This window comes from Streptomyces sp. NBC_01723 (assembly GCF_036246005.1).
GTDB lineage: Bacteria > Actinomycetota > Actinomycetes > Streptomycetales > Streptomycetaceae > Streptomyces.
Window position 1 is genome coordinate 7,514,399 of sequence record NZ_CP109171.1, and the last position, 16,291, is coordinate 7,530,689.

At 74.6% G+C, this 16,291-nt stretch carries 9 protein-coding genes; 4 read left to right on the plus strand and 5 right to left on the minus strand.

The genetic code is table 11. The annotated features are described in order from the left end of the window. Window positions 1-3 precede the first annotated feature (3 nt). A complete protein-coding gene (locus OIE75_RS35225) occupies window positions 4-5,013 on the plus strand; it encodes a DNA-binding protein (protein ID WP_329473359.1) in 5,010 nt (1,669 codons plus the stop codon). Between the two features lie 35 nt (window positions 5,014-5,048). Here the strand turns inward: OIE75_RS35225 and OIE75_RS35230 are convergent, their stop codons facing one another. Beyond that, complete coding sequence (locus tag OIE75_RS35230) at window positions 5,049-6,344, minus strand: MFS transporter (protein ID WP_307016249.1); 1,296 nt, start codon at window positions 6,342-6,344, stop codon at window positions 5,049-5,051. Window positions 6,345-6,517: 173 nt separating this feature from the next. On the opposite strand from OIE75_RS35230, the gene OIE75_RS35235 reads away from it, so the two are divergent. Beyond that, on the plus strand, window positions 6,518-8,572 hold the full coding sequence (locus tag OIE75_RS35235; RefSeq protein WP_329473360.1) for a phosphocholine-specific phospholipase C: 2,055 nt from the start codon (window positions 6,518-6,520) through the stop codon (window positions 8,570-8,572). A 12-nt stretch (window positions 8,573-8,584) separates the two neighbouring features. Here OIE75_RS35235 and OIE75_RS35240 read toward each other — a convergent pair whose 3' ends face one another. Together OIE75_RS35240 and OIE75_RS35245 are read right to left on the minus strand one after the other, a co-directional pair. Next, entirely contained in the window at window positions 8,585-9,496 is a 912-nt protein-coding gene (locus OIE75_RS35240; RefSeq protein WP_329473361.1) for a hypothetical protein, read from the minus strand. Next, entirely contained in the window at window positions 9,493-10,311 is an 819-nt protein-coding gene (locus tag OIE75_RS35245; RefSeq protein ID WP_329473362.1) for a phosphatase PAP2 family protein, read from the minus strand. The genes OIE75_RS35240 and OIE75_RS35245 overlap by 4 nt, the downstream gene beginning before the upstream one ends. Window positions 10,312-10,441: 130 nt before the next feature. Between OIE75_RS35245 and OIE75_RS35250 the strand changes: the two genes are divergently transcribed. After that, complete coding sequence (locus OIE75_RS35250; protein ID WP_307016257.1) at window positions 10,442-11,053, plus strand: TetR/AcrR family transcriptional regulator; 612 nt, start codon at window positions 10,442-10,444, stop codon at window positions 11,051-11,053. Window positions 11,054-11,205: 152 nt separating this feature from the next. Here the strand turns inward: OIE75_RS35250 and OIE75_RS35255 are convergent, their stop codons facing one another. Continuing rightward, a complete protein-coding gene (locus OIE75_RS35255; protein WP_329473363.1) occupies window positions 11,206-12,210 on the minus strand; it encodes a DUF2510 domain-containing protein in 1,005 nt (334 codons plus the stop codon). Between the two features lie 264 nt (window positions 12,211-12,474). Here OIE75_RS35255 and OIE75_RS35260 point away from each other — a divergent pair, with 264 nt between their 5' ends. After that, the gene (locus tag OIE75_RS35260) at window positions 12,475-15,153 is read left to right on the plus strand and encodes an ATP-binding protein (protein WP_329473364.1); all 2,679 of its coding nucleotides are present in this window, start codon (window positions 12,475-12,477) and stop codon (window positions 15,151-15,153) included. Between the two features lie 22 nt (window positions 15,154-15,175). On the opposite strand, the gene pcaDC is transcribed toward OIE75_RS35260, so the two are convergent. After that, entirely contained in the window at window positions 15,176-16,291 is a 1,116-nt protein-coding gene (gene pcaDC, locus OIE75_RS35265) for a bifunctional 3-oxoadipate enol-lactonase/4-carboxymuconolactone decarboxylase PcaDC (RefSeq protein WP_329474125.1), read from the minus strand.

Here is a 16,291-nt window from a genome sequence, read left to right on the forward strand (position 1 = left end):
AGCATGAGCGACGGCACCACCGAGGGCGGGACGACGGCGGAGGAGGTGGCGGAGCTGCTCCGGGCCGGCGCCGTCCTGCCGCCGGGCACCACCGGCGGCGGCGACCGGGCGGTGCCCGTGTTCACGCGGGCCTACCGGCATCCGGGCCTGGACGGCCGGACCGTCGTGCGGCTGATCGCCGAGGACCCGTCCGGGGACACCGGCGCCCCGTTCCTCGGACTCAGGCCCGAGGGCGGACCGGTGGAGGTCGGCATCGGGCAGCACCGGGCCATGGGCTTCCCCGAATGGGTCCTGGTCCGGCACCCCTCGGACGGCCATCTGGCCATGTCCCTGGTCGAGGAGATGAACAGGGTCGCGCGGACGGTGCGCTCCCGCGCCAAGAAGGCACGCGCCACGTACGAGTCGATCGGCGAGCGCCTCGCCGGTTCCGTGCCGCACTTCCTGCCGACCTTCTACGAGGAGGCCGGCCGGGTGTTCCTGGCCGCCGGAGAGCGGTCGTACGCCGCCCAGATGTTCGTCAACGCGCGCAAGGCCGAGATGGCACACGCGCTGCCGTTCGACGAGGCGCGCATCGACGCGGTGTTCCTGGAGTTCGCCCTGGCCGACGCCGTGCCGACCAAGGTCCTGTCCGGTTACGCCAAGGGCCTGTCCTCCCGGGTGCCGGCCACGACGGCGTTCCGGCACCTGCGCGGTCTGTTCACGCGGCTCGCGGCGCACGGACTGCCGCCGTCCAGCCCGGGCGCGGCCGACCTGCGCCGGCTGGCGAAGGCCGCCGCCGGCGGGAACGCGCGGGCGGAGGAGATCGCCTACCTGCGCGAGATGCTGTCGCTGCCCGGCACCGTCAAGGCACCGCCCGGCTGGTGGAAGGCCCACCGGGCCGCGCTGCTGGAACTGGCCGCGCGGGAGCCCGCCGTCCGCGGCACCCTGCTGGGACTGCTGCCCGCCGAGTGGGAGCAGGAGGATCTGCCCCAGTGGCTGGAGCTGCTGGAGAAGTCCGGAGCCACCGCCGGGCTCTGCGACGCCGCACGGCCCGCCGAGGAGCGTTCCCACGACGGCACGGCCGGGTGGGCGCGCAGGTTCCTCGCACTGTGCGGCGCCGACAGCCGGTCCCCGGCCCCGGCGGAGCTGTATCCGCTCGTGGACCGCATGGCCGATTCACTCCGCGCCGAACTCGATTCCTCCGGCGCCATGTTGACGCCTCCGGTCGGCGACGTCGACCTCCTCGACCAGCTCCTGGCCCTGCGGATACCCGTCGCGGACCCCGACGACCGCCCGGGGCTCGGCCTGAAGGACTGGGCGGCCCGCGAGGAGCGCAGGGACCTGCTCGCCCTGGCGGCCGACCCCCGTTTCCGCGCGGCCTTCCGGGCGGGCTGTCCCGCCCACGAGCGGGCGGACAAGGACCGGCGCACCGTCACCACCCTCGCCGAGTCACCCGGTGGTCGCCCCATGCTGGCCGAGTGGGTGGCCGGGGTCAGCCGCCGGTACCTCACGGCCGAACTGGGGGGATTCACCGGCTACCTGGAACCTCTCACGTCCCTGAGATGGCTGCCGGGCGAGGTCCTGGCCACCGCCGAGCAGGCCGTACGCGAAGCGCTGGCCACCGGCATGGCCCCGGCCCTCGCGCGCACCCTGCGCACCGGCATCCTGGACGAACTGGGCTGGCCCGCCTGGGACGAAGCGGTCGGTTCCGCCGGATCCCCCGAGGAGGTGCGCAAGACACAGGTGGGTGAGGCGTGGCCCCAGCTGATCGTCCTCAAGGACACCCACGCCCGGGTGATCGACGCGGAGGGCACGGTACTCAGCCACGAACTGCGCCTCCCGGACACGGGCGACCGCTGGCGTCCCGACGTCCGCTACGTGGACGGCGGCCTGCTCGTCACCTGGTACAGCTTTTCCACGTCCAGCTCGCACGGCTACTGGCACGACGGCGACCCCTCGTCACCGACGGCGGTGACCGGCGACGCCCGCTACTCCCACGCCTGCCGGGTGGACGGGACCGACGGTACGAACGGCATGCCGCCCGCCTCCCTCCCGCTCCCGGAGGGCGGCCGGGCCACCGGCCAGGGCATCCTGCGGCGGGGCGACACCCACGTGCCGCCCGGACGGCTGGTGATCGGCGACGGCACCTCGTACTGGGTGTGGATCAGGGACTGGTCCGACGAGACCAACAGCGCCTGGCACGCGTACGACCCTTACCGGGACGCGGTGGGCGAGCGCGCCGTGCCGGACTGGTTCGGCGAGGGGCTGCGTGCCGCGCCCGAGGGCAGCAGCCTCGGCACCGCCTGGCTGCTGCCCGCCCCCACGGCGGCGCCGGGCCCGATGTGCGCCCCGGTGGACGGACTGCTCGGCTGGCGGGTGATCACGCTGCCCGACGGTTCGCGGCGCGGCGAGGACCTGGCCGGACGGTCGGTCGTCGTACCGCCCGGCGTGGGCAGGGACCCGGAGCACGCGCTGGTGTTCCCCGGCACCGACCGGCATGTGACCGTGCTGCGCTGGTCGGGCACCGACATCCGGCTGCTCGACGGCGACGGCAAGGTCCTCGCCGAGGTCACGCGCGGCCACACGGCAGGCCCGTTCAGCGCGGGTACCCCCCTGCTGCCGCCCCTGCGCTACTGGCACCTGCTCCAGCCCCGCGACCCGCAGGGCTCCGCGGCACTGCGCCGGGTCGGCGAGGACACCGCGGCCGAACTGCTCGCGGCGGCCGTCGCGGAGACACCCGGGGGCGAGCCCGACGACCGGGACGTGCTGCCCGGCCTGGTCCGCGGCCTGCTGCCGCGGGTCGGCCACGAGGCGCTGCGCGCGGGCATCGCCGGAGTGACGCGGTACGCCGCCGAGTTGCAGCGCGTCCTGGACGAGGCGCGCGCCCGGCTCGACGCCGCCGTGGCGGGCGACACCCCGCGGGAGGAGCCGGTCGTCGTCGGCGACCTCCTGCTGGCATCCGCGTTGAACGGCGTCGGCCTCACCGACGGCGAGCGCCGCTGGTACTACGACTTCGACCACCACCTCTTCGAACTGCCGGGCCTGATCGGCCCGTCCGCGCGGGGCAAGGCCGAACCGGCACCCGAGAGCCGGGTCCATCCCGACCTGCCCAGGCAGCCGTCGCTCGAGCGCCTCAACGCACTGGCCCTGCCCCACCTCCCGGCCGTCGTCGCCCTGCGGGCCGGCACCGAGGTCACCGTGCCGGAACACCGGCAGGCACTGGAGGCGTTCCTCGCGGAACTGGACGCGCAGCACCTCACGGACCTGGACCCGGACCACTGGCGCCGTGTCCGCCTGTGCCTGGACGGCGGCCTGTTCACCGGGCCCGACGCCGTGCAGGGCTACACCAGGGCCACCGTGCTCGACCTGGCCGACGGCGCGTTCCTCGTCTTCCCCGACCGCTGGTACCAGTTCGTCCAGGAGTACGGCGCGCACGAGATCCCCGGCCGGCACTACGGCGCCCTCCACCACGACCCGGCCGGCAGGTTCGAGACACCCGCGCCGTACACCCCGGTCGCCCAGGAACCGTTCGTGCCGGAGCCGGCCCGGGCGCCCGGCTGGGCCGCCGCCTTCCGCGCCACGCTCGCGGAACGCGGTCCCGCACCCTGGTACCCGGCCGCCGCCGAGGAGTTCGCCCGGCTCACCGGCGTCACCCCGACCATGGCCCGGCTGGTGGTCGCCGGCCTGCCCCTGATCGACGACGTACGGCAGGGCGTGCCCTCCGCGACGCTGAAGGCCATCGGGGCGAGGTCGGCCGACGCCCGCGTGGCCAAGGAGGAGCTGAGGGCCCTCGACGCGGGCGCCCGGCAGGCCGTCGTGGCGGCGCTGCTGCCCACCGACCCGTCCCGGCTGTGGACCCACGGCCCCGACGCCGTCCGCGCGGCCGGGATCTGGAACGAGCGGCTGGGCCGGCGCACCCCCGTTCCCGAGGAGGTGGTGCACGACGCGGCCCGCACCGTGGAGCCAGTGGGCTGGGCACCGGACGCCGCCCTGCGCGGCTTCGTCGACCTCGCCACGGAGCCCCGGCTCACCCAGGACCTGACCTGGACCGTCGGCCGCTACTACCCGACGTCCGCCGAGCAGACGCCCGGCTTCGACGGCCACGTCCTCAAGGGTGCGGTGGCGATGGCCGCGTGGCTCGCCCACCGGCTCCCGTCCGGCGACCCGGTCCGCGCCGTCCTGCCCGGCGTACTGGCCGCGCTGCGCGCCCGGCTGGCCCATCCCGGGCTGCTGATCGGCCTGGACGCCAAGGCCGACTGGGAGGCGTTCCGGCGGGCCGCGGGCGAACCGACGGAGACCGGTGACGATTTCGTCCGCTACGGTGCGGTCGTGCTGGGCACCGAGCGGTCGCAGTCCGACCCCGTCCCCGCCGTCCGTCCGGCCCTGCTGGACGCGGCCGGCCATGACCCGCACCTGGCGGCGCTGTTCGCCGGGCAGCGGCCGAACGCGCAGCGGACCGCCCTGCGTCTGGTCCACGACGGCCGGTTCGCCGAACTGCTGGCCGACCCCGGGAACCCGGTGGCCGGCGAGCGCGACCAGGACGGCCTCTGGTGGCCGCAGGACCCGGCCCGCTCCGTGCCCGGCCTGGTCTCCGAGGTGGCCGCACGGCACGGCATCGGCGAGGACGCCGCCGTCCTCTACCTGATGCTGCTCGCCATGCCGGACCCCACCGACCGCAACACCGCGCGCTGGACCGGCTGGGGCGCCCGGCGCGGCGGCACCGCCCGGCTGCGGGCCGCCCGCGCCGAACTCGCGGCCACCGACCTCGTACTGGAGGGCAGCCGCGCCAAGGCCGGACGCTCGCTGTTCCTGCCCGGCGGGTGGACCCGGCTCGCCAACCCGCACCTCCCGCTGGAGCGGTGGAAGCTGCCGCTGTACGGCCTGCTCGACGGCGAGTCGCCCGTCCTGGGCGTCGTCGTCCCCGACCGGCCCGTGGCCGACGTGTACCGCGAGGCGTGGCGGCGGGTCGTGGCCGGGCAGGGCCCGCGGCCGGAGGACATGGAGGTGCCGCGGCCGCGCGGGCGCCGGCGCTGAGGCGGGCCGTGGCGGGGCGCTGACGCCCACCGGCGTCAGCGCTCCAGCTCCTTGTGCGCCGTCTCCGGCAGCCGCAGGTACACCAGCGAGGACAGCAGGCACAGGACGGCGACGTACCAGGGGAACAGCCCGGAATGGCCCAGGTCCTTGAAGAGCGTGCCCACGTAGGGTGCCGTGCCGCCGAAGAGGGCGACCGTGAGCGAGTAGGGGAAGCCGATCCCGGCCGCCCGCACCCGGGGCGGGAAGATCTCGGCGTTGACCGCGGCGCTGATGGAGGTGAAGCCGGTCAGCAGGATCATCCCGGCGCACTGCACCAGCAGCAGGACGGCGAAGGAGTCCCGCAGGGAGTGCAGCAGCGGCACGCTCAGCAGAGCGAACCCCAGGCCGAAGAAGAGCAGCAGGGGGCGGCGCCCGAAGCGGTCGGAGAGCATGCCGCCCACCGGCTGGAGCAGCGCGAAGAAGGCCAGCGAGATGGTGCCCGCGAGCAGCGCGTCCGACTTGGCGAGGCCCGTGTTGAGTTCGGCGTAGGTCGGCAGGTACGACGTCCAGGTGTAGTAGGCGATGGTGCCGCCCGCCGTGATGCCGCAGATCAGCAGCGACTCGCGCGGATGGCGGCGCAGCGCCTCGAACAGGCCGGGCCGCGGGGCCTGCCGCTGCTCCTCGCTGCGCGTCTCCTGCGCGCCCTGCCGGATCCAGAAGCCGACCAGACTGAGCACCGCCCCGAGGACGAAGGGAACGCGCCAGCCCCAGCCGTTCATCCGCTCCTCGCTCAACGTGTTCACCAGCACCGTCGCGACACCGGAGGCGACGAGCTGCCCGGCCGTCGTCGAGACGTACTGGAAGCTGGAGAACAGGCCGCGCCGCCCCGGCCCCGCCGACTCCACCAGGAAGGTCGTCGAGGCCGCGAACTCGCCACCTACCGAGAGCCCCTGGAGCAGCCGTGCGACCACCAGCACCACCGGGGCCAGCACACCGGCCGCCGCGTAGGTCGGGGTCAGGCCGACCAGCAGGCTGCTGCCGCCCATCAGCAGGATGGTGACCGTCAGCGCGGCGCGCCGTCCGCGCCGGTCGGCGATCGCGCCCATCAGCAGCCCGCCCACGGGCCGCATGAAGAAGCCCACGGCGAACACCGCGAACGTCGACAGCAGCGGCACCAGCGAGTTGTCCGCGCTCTCGGGAAAGACCTGGTCGGCGATGTAGGTGGCCAGGAAGGTGTACGCGTACCAGTCGTACCACTCCACGGCGTTGCCCACCGAGGCGGCGAGGAGCTGGCGGACGGGCCGTCGGGCCGGGGGTGCTTCCGTGTGCATGCCTGTCATGATCGCGACCATCCCCGGGTGACCGGCCCGGCACACCTCGCGTACCGGTGACTTTCACACCAGCGCCACCGGACCCTTCCCTGACGTTTGCTGCTCCTGGAACACTCCTTTCGCGCGCAATCCGTCATCATCCGGCACCGTCCCGGCCGGTTGCCCCCCCCCGAGGCGAGAGGTCTCCCACCCCCATGCCAGACGTCAACCGTCGCAGGTTCCTCCAACTCGCGGGCGCCACTTCCGCGTTCAGTGCGCTGTCCGCGAGCATCGAGCGGGCCGCGGCGCTCCCGGCGAACCACCGTTCGGGGACGATCGAGGATGTCGAGCACATCGTCGTCCTGATGCAGGAGAACCGTTCTTTCGACCACTACTTCGGCAAGCTGCGCGGTGTCCGCGGCTTCGGCGACCCGCATCCGGTGACGCTGGGCAGCGGCCGGTCGGTGTGGCACCAGCCGGGCAGCGACGGCAAGGAGGTGCTGCCGTTCCACCCTGAGGCCGACGACCTCGGCATGCAGTTCCTCGAAGGGCTCCCGCACGGCTGGTCCGACGGCCAGGACGCCTACCACGACGCGAAGTACGACCGGTGGCTGCCGGCCAAGGGCACCACCACCATGGCGTACCTGACCCGCGAGGACATCCCCTTCCACTACGCGCTCGCCGACACCTTCACCGTGTGCGACGCCTACCACTGCTCCTTCATCGGCTCCACCGACCCCAACCGCTACTACTTGTGGTCGGGCCACACGGGCAACGACGGCACCGGCGGCGGCCCGGTCCTCGGCAACGACGAACTGGGCTACGACTGGACCACCTACCCCGAGCGGCTGGAGGCGGCCGGGATCTCCTGGAAGATCTACCAGGACATCGGCGACGGCCTGGACGCGGCCGGCCACTGGGGCTGGATCGACGACGCCTACCGCGGCAACTACGGGGACAACTCGCTGCTCTACTTCAACAAGTACCGCAACGCGAAGCCCGGCGACCCCCTGTACGACAAGGCGCGCACCGGCACGGACGCGAAGAGCGGCGAGGGGTACTTCGACCGGCTCCGCGCCGACGCCAAGGCGGACCGGCTGCCGAAGATCTCCTGGATCGCCGCCCCCGAGGCGTTCTCCGAGCACTCCAACTGGCCGTCGAACTACGGCGCCTGGTACATCTCCCAGGTCCTGGACGCGCTCACCGCCAACCCGGCGGTCTGGGCGAAGACCGCGCTGTTCATCACGTATGACGAGAACGACGGTTTCTTCGACCACCTGGTGCCGCCGCTGCCGCCGAAGTCCGCCGCGCAGGGCCGGTCCACCGTCGACGTCTCCCTCGACGTCTTCCCGGGCAGCGCCAGTCACCGCGAGGGCTTCTACGGGCTGGGCCCGCGCGTACCCATGCTGGTCGTCTCGCCCTGGAGCAAGGGGGGATACGTCTGCTCCGAGACCTTCGACCACACCTCGGTCATCCGGTTCATGGAACGCCGCTTCGGTGTGCGCGAACCCCAGATCTCGCCGTGGCGGCGGGCCATCTGCGGTGACCTGACCAGCGCCTTCGACTTCTCGCGCAAGGACAGCCGCCCGGCCGCCCTGCCGGACACCGACGCCTACGAGCCGCCGGACCGCGAACGCCACCCCGACTACCGCCCGACGCCGCCCGCGGACCCGGACATGCCCCGGCAGGAGCGCGGCCGGCGCCCCACCCGCCCGCTGCGCTACGCCCCGCACGTGGACGGCGCCGTGGACGCCGCGGCCGGGAAGTTCACGCTCACCTTCGCCTCCGGCGCCGCGGCCGGTGCCGCCTTCCTCATCACCTCCGGCAACCGCACCGACGGTCCCTGGACGTACACCACCGAGGCCGGCAAGTCCGTCGCGGACACCTGGAACTCGGCGTACTCCAAGGGCTCGTACGACCTGACCGTGCACGGCCCCAACGGCTTCCTGCGCGTCTTCAAGGGCCCCAACGAGACCGCGGGACCCGAGGTCACCGCCCGGCACACCGGCGACGACGTCCGGCTGACCCTCACCAACGGCGGGACCTCGGTGGTCCGGCTGAAGGTGGAGAACGCGTACGGCGGCCGGAGCAGGACCCTCACCGTGCGTCCCGGCACCACCGTGCGCCACACCGTCGACCTGGAGCGGAGCGGGCGCTGGTACGACCTGACCGTCACCTCCGACTCCGACCCGGCGTTCCTGCGCCGCTTCTCCGGCCACGTGGAGAACGGCCGCCCCGGGGTGAGCGACCCGGCCCTCGTCACGGACTGACGGCGACCGGCCTCAGAGTCGGCTGAGGTGCCCCGGCTCCGGCTGCCGGGGCACCAGTGTCGCTGCCGCGTCCGGTACGGGGGCCGCGGCACGGGTGTCGGGCGGGTGGGGTGCCGCGCGGCTCAGATGGATCACGCCCCAGGCGGCCAGCGCCGCGCCGGTCAGGGCGAGGAGGATGCCGCCCGGGCCGCCGCGCAGCCGCTCGCCGAGCAGGGAGAGTCCGATCACCGCGGCGGCCACCGGATTGGCCAGCGTCACCACGGCGAGGGGGGCGCCCAGGCCGCCCCGGTACGCGGTCTGCGACAGCAGCAGGCCGCCCGCCGCGAAGGCCGCCACCAGCACCGCCACCCCGATGACCTGCGCGCTGAGCAGTGGGTCCGAGCGGTCCGTGACGGCGACCGTGACCGTCTGGGTGAGCGCCGAGGCGACCCCGGAGGCGATGCCGGACCCCGTCGCGTGCCGCAGCCCCGGTCGGGTGCCGGGCCAGGCCAGCACGCCGATCAGCGCGGCCGTCGCGCCGGACACCGCCAGCGCCTCGGCCACGCTCAGGGAGTCGTCGGGCGCGGGCCCCGACGCGGTGAGCAGCAGCGCGCCCAGCCCCAGCAGGGTCAGCCCGGTGCCCCGCCACTCGACGGCGCTCACTCGTCGGCCCGCCAGCCGGGCCCCGAGGGGCACCGCCGCGACCAGGGTGAGCGCCCCCAGCGGTTGCACCACGGTGAGGGGCCCGTACCGCAGTGCCACGACGTGCAGCAGGGCGGCCGACGCGTTGAGCGCGACCGACCACCACCAGGCACCGGACGCCAGCAGCCGGAGCGCCCCCGCCCCGGCGCCGCGGTTGGCCAGCCGTTCCTGGGCGACGGCCGCTGCGGCGTAGGCGCACGCGGAGACCAGGGACAGCAGGACGGCGACGAGAGCGGCGTTCACCGGGCCGCCCCGACCAGCTCGGGCCCGGCCGCCGCCCGGCGCCGCGGCTGCGCCCGGCGCGACGGCAGCGCGCACCGCCGCCGGTGCGGCGGGCGCAGCACCGCGAGCGCCAGACCGAGCAGCGCCGTCGCCGCGACCGCGTCCAGCCAGTAGTGGTTCGCGGTGCCCACGATCACCAGCAGGGTCAGCAGCGGATGCAGCAGCCACAGCCACCGCAGCCGGGACCGGGTCGCGACGACCAGGCCGACCGACACCATCAGCGCCCAGCCGAAGTGCAGCGACGGCATCGCCGCGAACTGGTTCGACAACCCGTCCGTGGCGGGCGGCCCGTACACCGAGGGGCCGTACACCCGGGCCGTGTCGACCATCCCGGCGGCGCCCAGCATGCGCGGCGGCGCGAGCGGGAACAGCAGGTGCAGCACCAGCGCCGCGCCGGTCACGGCGGCCAGCACCCGGCGCGCCCACACGTAGTGCGCGGGCCGTCGCAGGTAGAGCCAGACCAGGAAGACCACGGTGGCCGGGAAGTGCACGGCGGCGTAGTAGGTGTTCGCCGAGTGGACCAGCGCGTCGCCGTGCAGGAGCAGGGACTGCACCGAGCCCTCGTCGGGCAGTCGCAGCGCCCGCTCCCCGTCCCACACCCGTCGGGCGTTGCGGAAGGCCTCCGCGGTGTGCCCCGTCGCCAGCTGCCGGCCGAACTTGTACACGAGGAAGAGCCCGGCCACGAGCAGCAGCTCGCGGACGAGCGGCGGGCGCGCGGGCGTGCCCGGCCCCGCCTGTGGGGGCTCCGCTCTGGCGGGCTCGCTGCGGGCTTTCATCCCCCGGCCTCTCATCGATACGACCTCGTTCCGATACGACAGTGTACCGATACGCTCGGGTACCGGTACACTGGCGTATCGATAGACGCTCGAGGCAGACTCGAGACGCACCGGACGAGGAGCAGGGACCATGACGTCGCAGGCCGCGGACCGACCGGAACCGGTCGGCACCTCGCGCCGCTCCAAGATCACGCCCGAGCGTGAGCAGGAGTTCTTCGACGCCGTGCTCGAACAGATCCGGGCCTGCGGGTACGACGCCGTCACCATGGAGGGCATCGCCGCCAGCACCAGGTGCAGCAAGTCCACGCTCTACCGGCAGTGGAAGACCAAGCCCCAGTTCGTGGCCGCCGCACTGCGCTCCCACCGGCGGGTGCGCTTCGCCGGCATCGACAGCGGATCGCTCGCCGAGGACCTGCGCCAGGCGGCCCGCATCGCGGGGGAGTGGTCCGGCAAGGACACCCTGCTCCAGGCGCTCGGGCACGCGGTCATGCAGGACCCGGAGCTCCAGCGCGCGCTGCGCGAGGCGCTGGTGGAACCGGAGATCGCCGCGCTCCGGGAGATCCTGCGGCGCGGGGTCGAGCGCGGCGAGGTCGACGCGGACCATCCGGCCCTGGAGTACGTGCCGGCGCAGATGTTCGGCGTGCTGAGGATGCGGCCCGTCGTCGAGGGCGAGTACGCCGACGCGGAGTACCTCGTCCGGTTCGTGGAGGCCGTCGTGCTCCCGGCGCTCGGCCTCCCCTGAGACCCAGGCCGCCGTCCGTGGGATGACTGGACGGTGGTCTGCCCGCGCCGCACCGTGGGGACGGGGGCGGCGCGCACCCCCGGCCGGGCCGGGGCGCCCTCTGAGCGGAGGGGCGCCCCGCCCGGCCGATCGACGTGCGGGGCCGGGTCCGGTCAGACGTCCTGCCCGTTGCCGCCCCCCGCGGCGCCCGCCTCGATGCCCTTGGTGATCTCGTCGAGTACCGCCTGCTTCTCCCCGACGTCGACACCGAAGCGGACGACGACGAGACGCTCGGGATCGGCCGGCGAGGGGAAGGCGAGCGACTGGACGTACCCGTCGGCGCCCTTGGCCGTGACCGCCTGCCAGCGGACCAGGTAGCCCTTCTGCCCGGCGACCGTGACCGCCTCGGACGCCAGTTCCTTGTGCGAGGTGATCCCGCCGTAGGACTTGCCGCCGTAGGATTCCTCGGCGTTCGCCTCGATGTCGGCCTTCGCGACCTCCTCCGCGGTGTCGCCCTTGGTGCGCAGCACCATCGCCGGGGCCGAGTAGGCGCCGCCCTTGGTGCAGGTCGCGGAGGAGTCGCCGGGGCACTTGTAGCTGTCGTCGGACGTCACCGACGCGCCGACCTCCAACTGCTGCCCGGACCAGCCGTCCGGGATGGGCAGGGTGATCCCGCTCAGCCGGTCCGGCACCGACCCGCTGTCGATCGTCGGCGGCTCCGACTCGCCCGGCGAGTCCGGCGCGGGCGACTCGCCGCCCCCGCCGTCACCCCCGCGCGGGTCGCCGAAGGGGGCGTCCTCGCCGCCGGGGCCGCGCCGGTCCTGCTGCGAGGATCCCGCGCTGTCGCCGTCCGAGCCGTCACCGGCCAGCGCGTACACACCGACACCGATGCCGGCCAGCACCGCCACCGCCGCCGCGACGGCTATGCCGGTGGTCAGCCGGCGCCGCCGCGCGGAGGGCGGCTGCACGGGCATGCCCGGATAACCCTGGTGCACGGGGTACGGTCCCGGTGCCGCGCCCGGCGCCGGCTGCTGCGCGGGAGGGGCCCACGCGGCGTCCTGCCCGACGGGGCGGACCTGGTCCGTCCACGCCTTGCCGTCCCACCAGCGTTCGGTGGCGGGACCGTCCTGCTTCTGTCCGGGGTCCGGGTACCACCCGGGAGGAGTCACCTGCGTCATGTACCCACCGTATGAGGCGTCGGTGAAAGCCGGATGAGAGGCCCCGCGACGACGCCCGCCGCCGACCCGCCACCGCCCCGCGGCAGCGACGAGTTGACGCCGCCCGCCAGGTGCCACCGCAGATGACGGGCCCGGCGCGTCGACCGGGCTTTACCCCAAGTCACCCGTCACGGCAACTGCTCGCCGGACCATGCACCACGTGCCCGGCCGGAGGGCTAGGCTCAGTGCTCGTACGTCATTCGGGCGACTTGGGGAGGTAGCGGGATGACGGAGGTACGGCGGGCGGTCGCCGCCTCGGCCTCCCTCTGGGAGCGCGACGAGGAAGTCGCCACCATCACAGCGGCGGTCCACGCCCTCCATGCCGACCGCTCGTCCTCCGGCCTGCTGCTGGAGGCGCGCGGCGAGGCCGGAGTGGGCAAGAGCGCGCTGCTCGCCGAGACCCGCCGCATCGCCGAGGCGCTCGGCTGCACCGTCTGGTCGGCACGCGGCGGCGAGACCCTCAGGTCCGTCCCCTTCAACGTCGTACGCCAACTCCTCCAGCCCGCGCTGGTGTCGATGCTGCCCGAGGAGGCCCGCGAGTACCTCGGCGACTGGTACGACATCGCGGGCCCCGCCCTCGGCATAGTGGACCCCGGCGAGCGGCAGGCCGACCCGCAGGGCGTGTGCGACGGCCTCGTCGCCGCCGTGCGCCGCCTCGCCCGCCGGGAGTGGCCGCTGGTGCTGCTCATCGACGACGCCCACTGGGCCGACCAGGAGACCCTGCGCTGGCTCGCCGCGCTCGCCGGCCGGCTCGACGAGACCTCGGTGCTGATCGTCCTCGCCCGCCGCCCCGGCGACGTGAGCGGCGACAGCGCCCGCCACCTCGACGAGGCCGCCGCGGTGGGCCGGCCCCTCACCCCGCTGAACGCCCTCACCCCCGACGCGACGGCCGGACTGACCCGCGCCACGCTGGGAGCCCACGCCGACGCCGCGTTCTGCCGCGAGGTGTGGGCCGTCACCGGCGGCAACCCCTACGAGACCGTCGAACTCCTCGCCAAGGTCCAGGACAGCGAGCTGCAACCGGTCGAGGCGGAGGCCGCCGAGTTGCGCGCCCTGAACCGCTCCGCGCGGGGCGGCGGACTCGTCGCCCGGCTGGAACAACTCGGCGTCGACTCCACCCGGTTCGCCTGGGCCGCGGCCATCCTCGGCGGTGGCATCACCGTCGACATGGTGGCCCGCCTCGCCACCCTCGACCGCGCCGACGCCGCCCGCTGCGCCGAGCTGCTGTCCGACGCCCGCATCCTCGCCGCGACCGGCCCCGTCCCCGGTCAACCGGGCGACGGCGACCTGGAGTTCGTCCATCCACTGATCGCCACCGCCGTCTACAACTCCATCCCCGACGCGCTGCGCACGGCGATGCACGGCATAGCGGCCCAACTGGTCACCGACTCCGGCCTCGGCGCCGCGGCCGCCTCCCGCCACCTGCTCCAGGTCTATCCCGACGACGATCAGGAAGTCGTCGAGCAACTGCGCGAAGCCGCCCGGGAACACCTGGCCGTCGGCGCCCCGGACGCGGCCCGCCGCTGCCTGGAACGCGCCCTGCGGGAACCGCCGTTGCCCGCCACCCACGCACGCGTGCTCTTCGAGCTGGGCTGCGCCACCCTCCTCACCGCGCCCGCCACCACCATCGGACACCTGCGCACCGCGCTCGCCATGCCGGGACTCGACGGCGAGCAGCGCGTCGACGCCGTCTTCCGGCTCTCGCAGGCCCTGCTCCACAACGACCAGCTGGAGGAGGCCGTCCGCACCGTCGAGGCGGAGGCCGCCCGCAACCCGGACCCGTCCGCGCGGCTGCGGCTCCAGGCCGCCCAGTACATGTGGGAGGGCATCCACGCGGGCGAGACGTCCTCGCCCCGCCGCTCCGCCCGCCTGGCCGAACTCGCCGCCACCTGCACCGGCCGCGACAACGCCGAACGCGCCCTGCTCATCCTGCGCGGCTTCGACGCCATGACACACGGCGAGAGCGCCGAGGAGGTCGTCGAACTCTGCGACCGGGCCCTGGTCAACGGACGCCTCGCACCCGGGCTCGGCTGGACCGACACCGAGTGGGGCCTGGAACTGCCCATGATGCTGGCCAGCTCCTACGCCTACGCCGACCGGCTCGACCGCGCCGAGGCACTGTTCACCGAGGCCCTTCGCGCCTACGAGACGGCGGGCTGGAGCGGCGGCCACCTCTCCCTCGCGCACGCCTACGTCGGCCTCGGCCACCGCAGGCGAGGACGCCTCAAGGAGGCCGAGGCGTCGCTGCGCGAATCCCTGCGCATCGCCGAACGCGTCGGCCGCGGACTGCCGTTGTACTGGTCGGCGATCTGCAACCTGATCGACACCCTGCTCGCCCGCGGCCATGTCGCCGAGGCCCGCACCCTCGCCGACCAGTACGGCTTCGCCCCGCCCTACCCGTCGACGATCGTGCTCCCCGACCCCCGCTCCGTGCGCGGCCGGCTGCTGCTGGCGACCGGCCGCACCGAGGAGGGCGTCAACGAGCTGGAAGCCGCCGAGAAGGCCGCCGCCGTCCGCGGCCGGCACAACCCCGTGGTGGTGCCCTGGGCGACCGAACTGGCCCGCGCCCTCGCCACCGAGGACCCCGGCCGCGCTGCCCGGCTGGCCAGTGACGCCCGCCGCCAGGCGGAGCGCTTCGGCACCGACACCGCCATAGGAGAGGCCCTGCGCTGCGCCGCCGCGCTGGAGACCGGCCAGCGCGCGGTCCGGCTCGCCGCCCAGGCCGTCACCTACCTGGAGGCCTCGCCCTGCCAGTACGAACACGCCGCCGCCCGCGTGGAGTACGGCATCGCGGCCCGATCGGCGGCCGAGCTGAACCGGGGCCTGGCGCTGGCGGACTCGTGCGGCGCCGACGGGCTGGTGGCCCGGGCCCGCGAGGCGCTGGCGGTGGTGCACGCGGGCTGACGGTCCGCCCCACCGGGGGACCTCACCCCGGGGTGCCGTCCTCCTCGGCCAGCACCCGCTGGGCCGTCGCGAACGCCGAGTTCGCCGCCGGCACCCCGCAGTACACCGCCGTCTGGAGCAGCACCGCACCGATCTCGTCCGGCGTCAGCCCGTTGCGCCTGGCCGCCCGCACGTGCAGGGCCAGCTCCTCGTAGTGGCCGTGCGCGACCAGCGCGGTCAGCGTGACCAGGCTGCGCTCGCGCCGGGACAGCGTCTCGTCGGTCCAGATCTCACCCCACGCGTAGCGCGAGATGAAGTCCTGGAAGCGGGCGGTGAACGGGGACTGGCGGGCCTGCGCCCGGTCCACGTGGGCGTCGCCCAGCACCTCGCGCCGTACCGCCATGCCCCGCCGGGCGTCGCCGCCGAGATGCGCCCGCAGGGCGGCCAGCACCGCCTCCGGACGCTCGGCCGGCGCCAGGTGCGAGGCGCCGGGGATCTCCGTGAGCGTCGCGCCCGGCACCGCGTCGGCGATCTCCCGCAGATGCGCGGGCGGCGTGGCCGGATCCTCGCGCCCGGCGATCAGCAGCGTCGGCGCGGTGATGTCGCCGAGCCGGTCCCGCAGGTCGAAGGCGGCCAGCGCGTCGCAGCAGGCGGCATAGGCGCCGGGGTCGGCGTCCCGGTGGTCGCGGACCAGCCGCGGCACGGTGAACCCGGGGGTGAACCACCGGGCCTCCGCGCCGTCCGCCAGCCGCACCAGCCCCTCCGCGCGCACCTGCGCGGCCCGCTCCTCCCACGGCTTCGCGCCGTTGAAGTGCGCCGACGAGCAGACGACCGCCAGCGACGACACCCGATCCGGATGGTGCACGGCCAGGTGCAGGCCCACCGCCCCGCCCAGCGACACCCCGGCGTAGGCGAACCGCTCCACGCCGAGCGAGTCGGCGAGGGCCAGCACCAGCCCGGCGAGGTCACCGACGGTGGCGCCCGGTCCGATGAGGTCGGCCGCCGAACCGCCGTGCCCGGGCAGGTCCCAGCGGATCACCCGGTGCCCCGCGGACAGCTCGGGTGCCACCGCGTCCCACAGGGCGTACGAGGTGCCCAGCGAGGGCCCGAGCAGCAGCGGGGGCGCGGAGGCAGGGCCTTCGGCCAGGTGGTCGAGCAT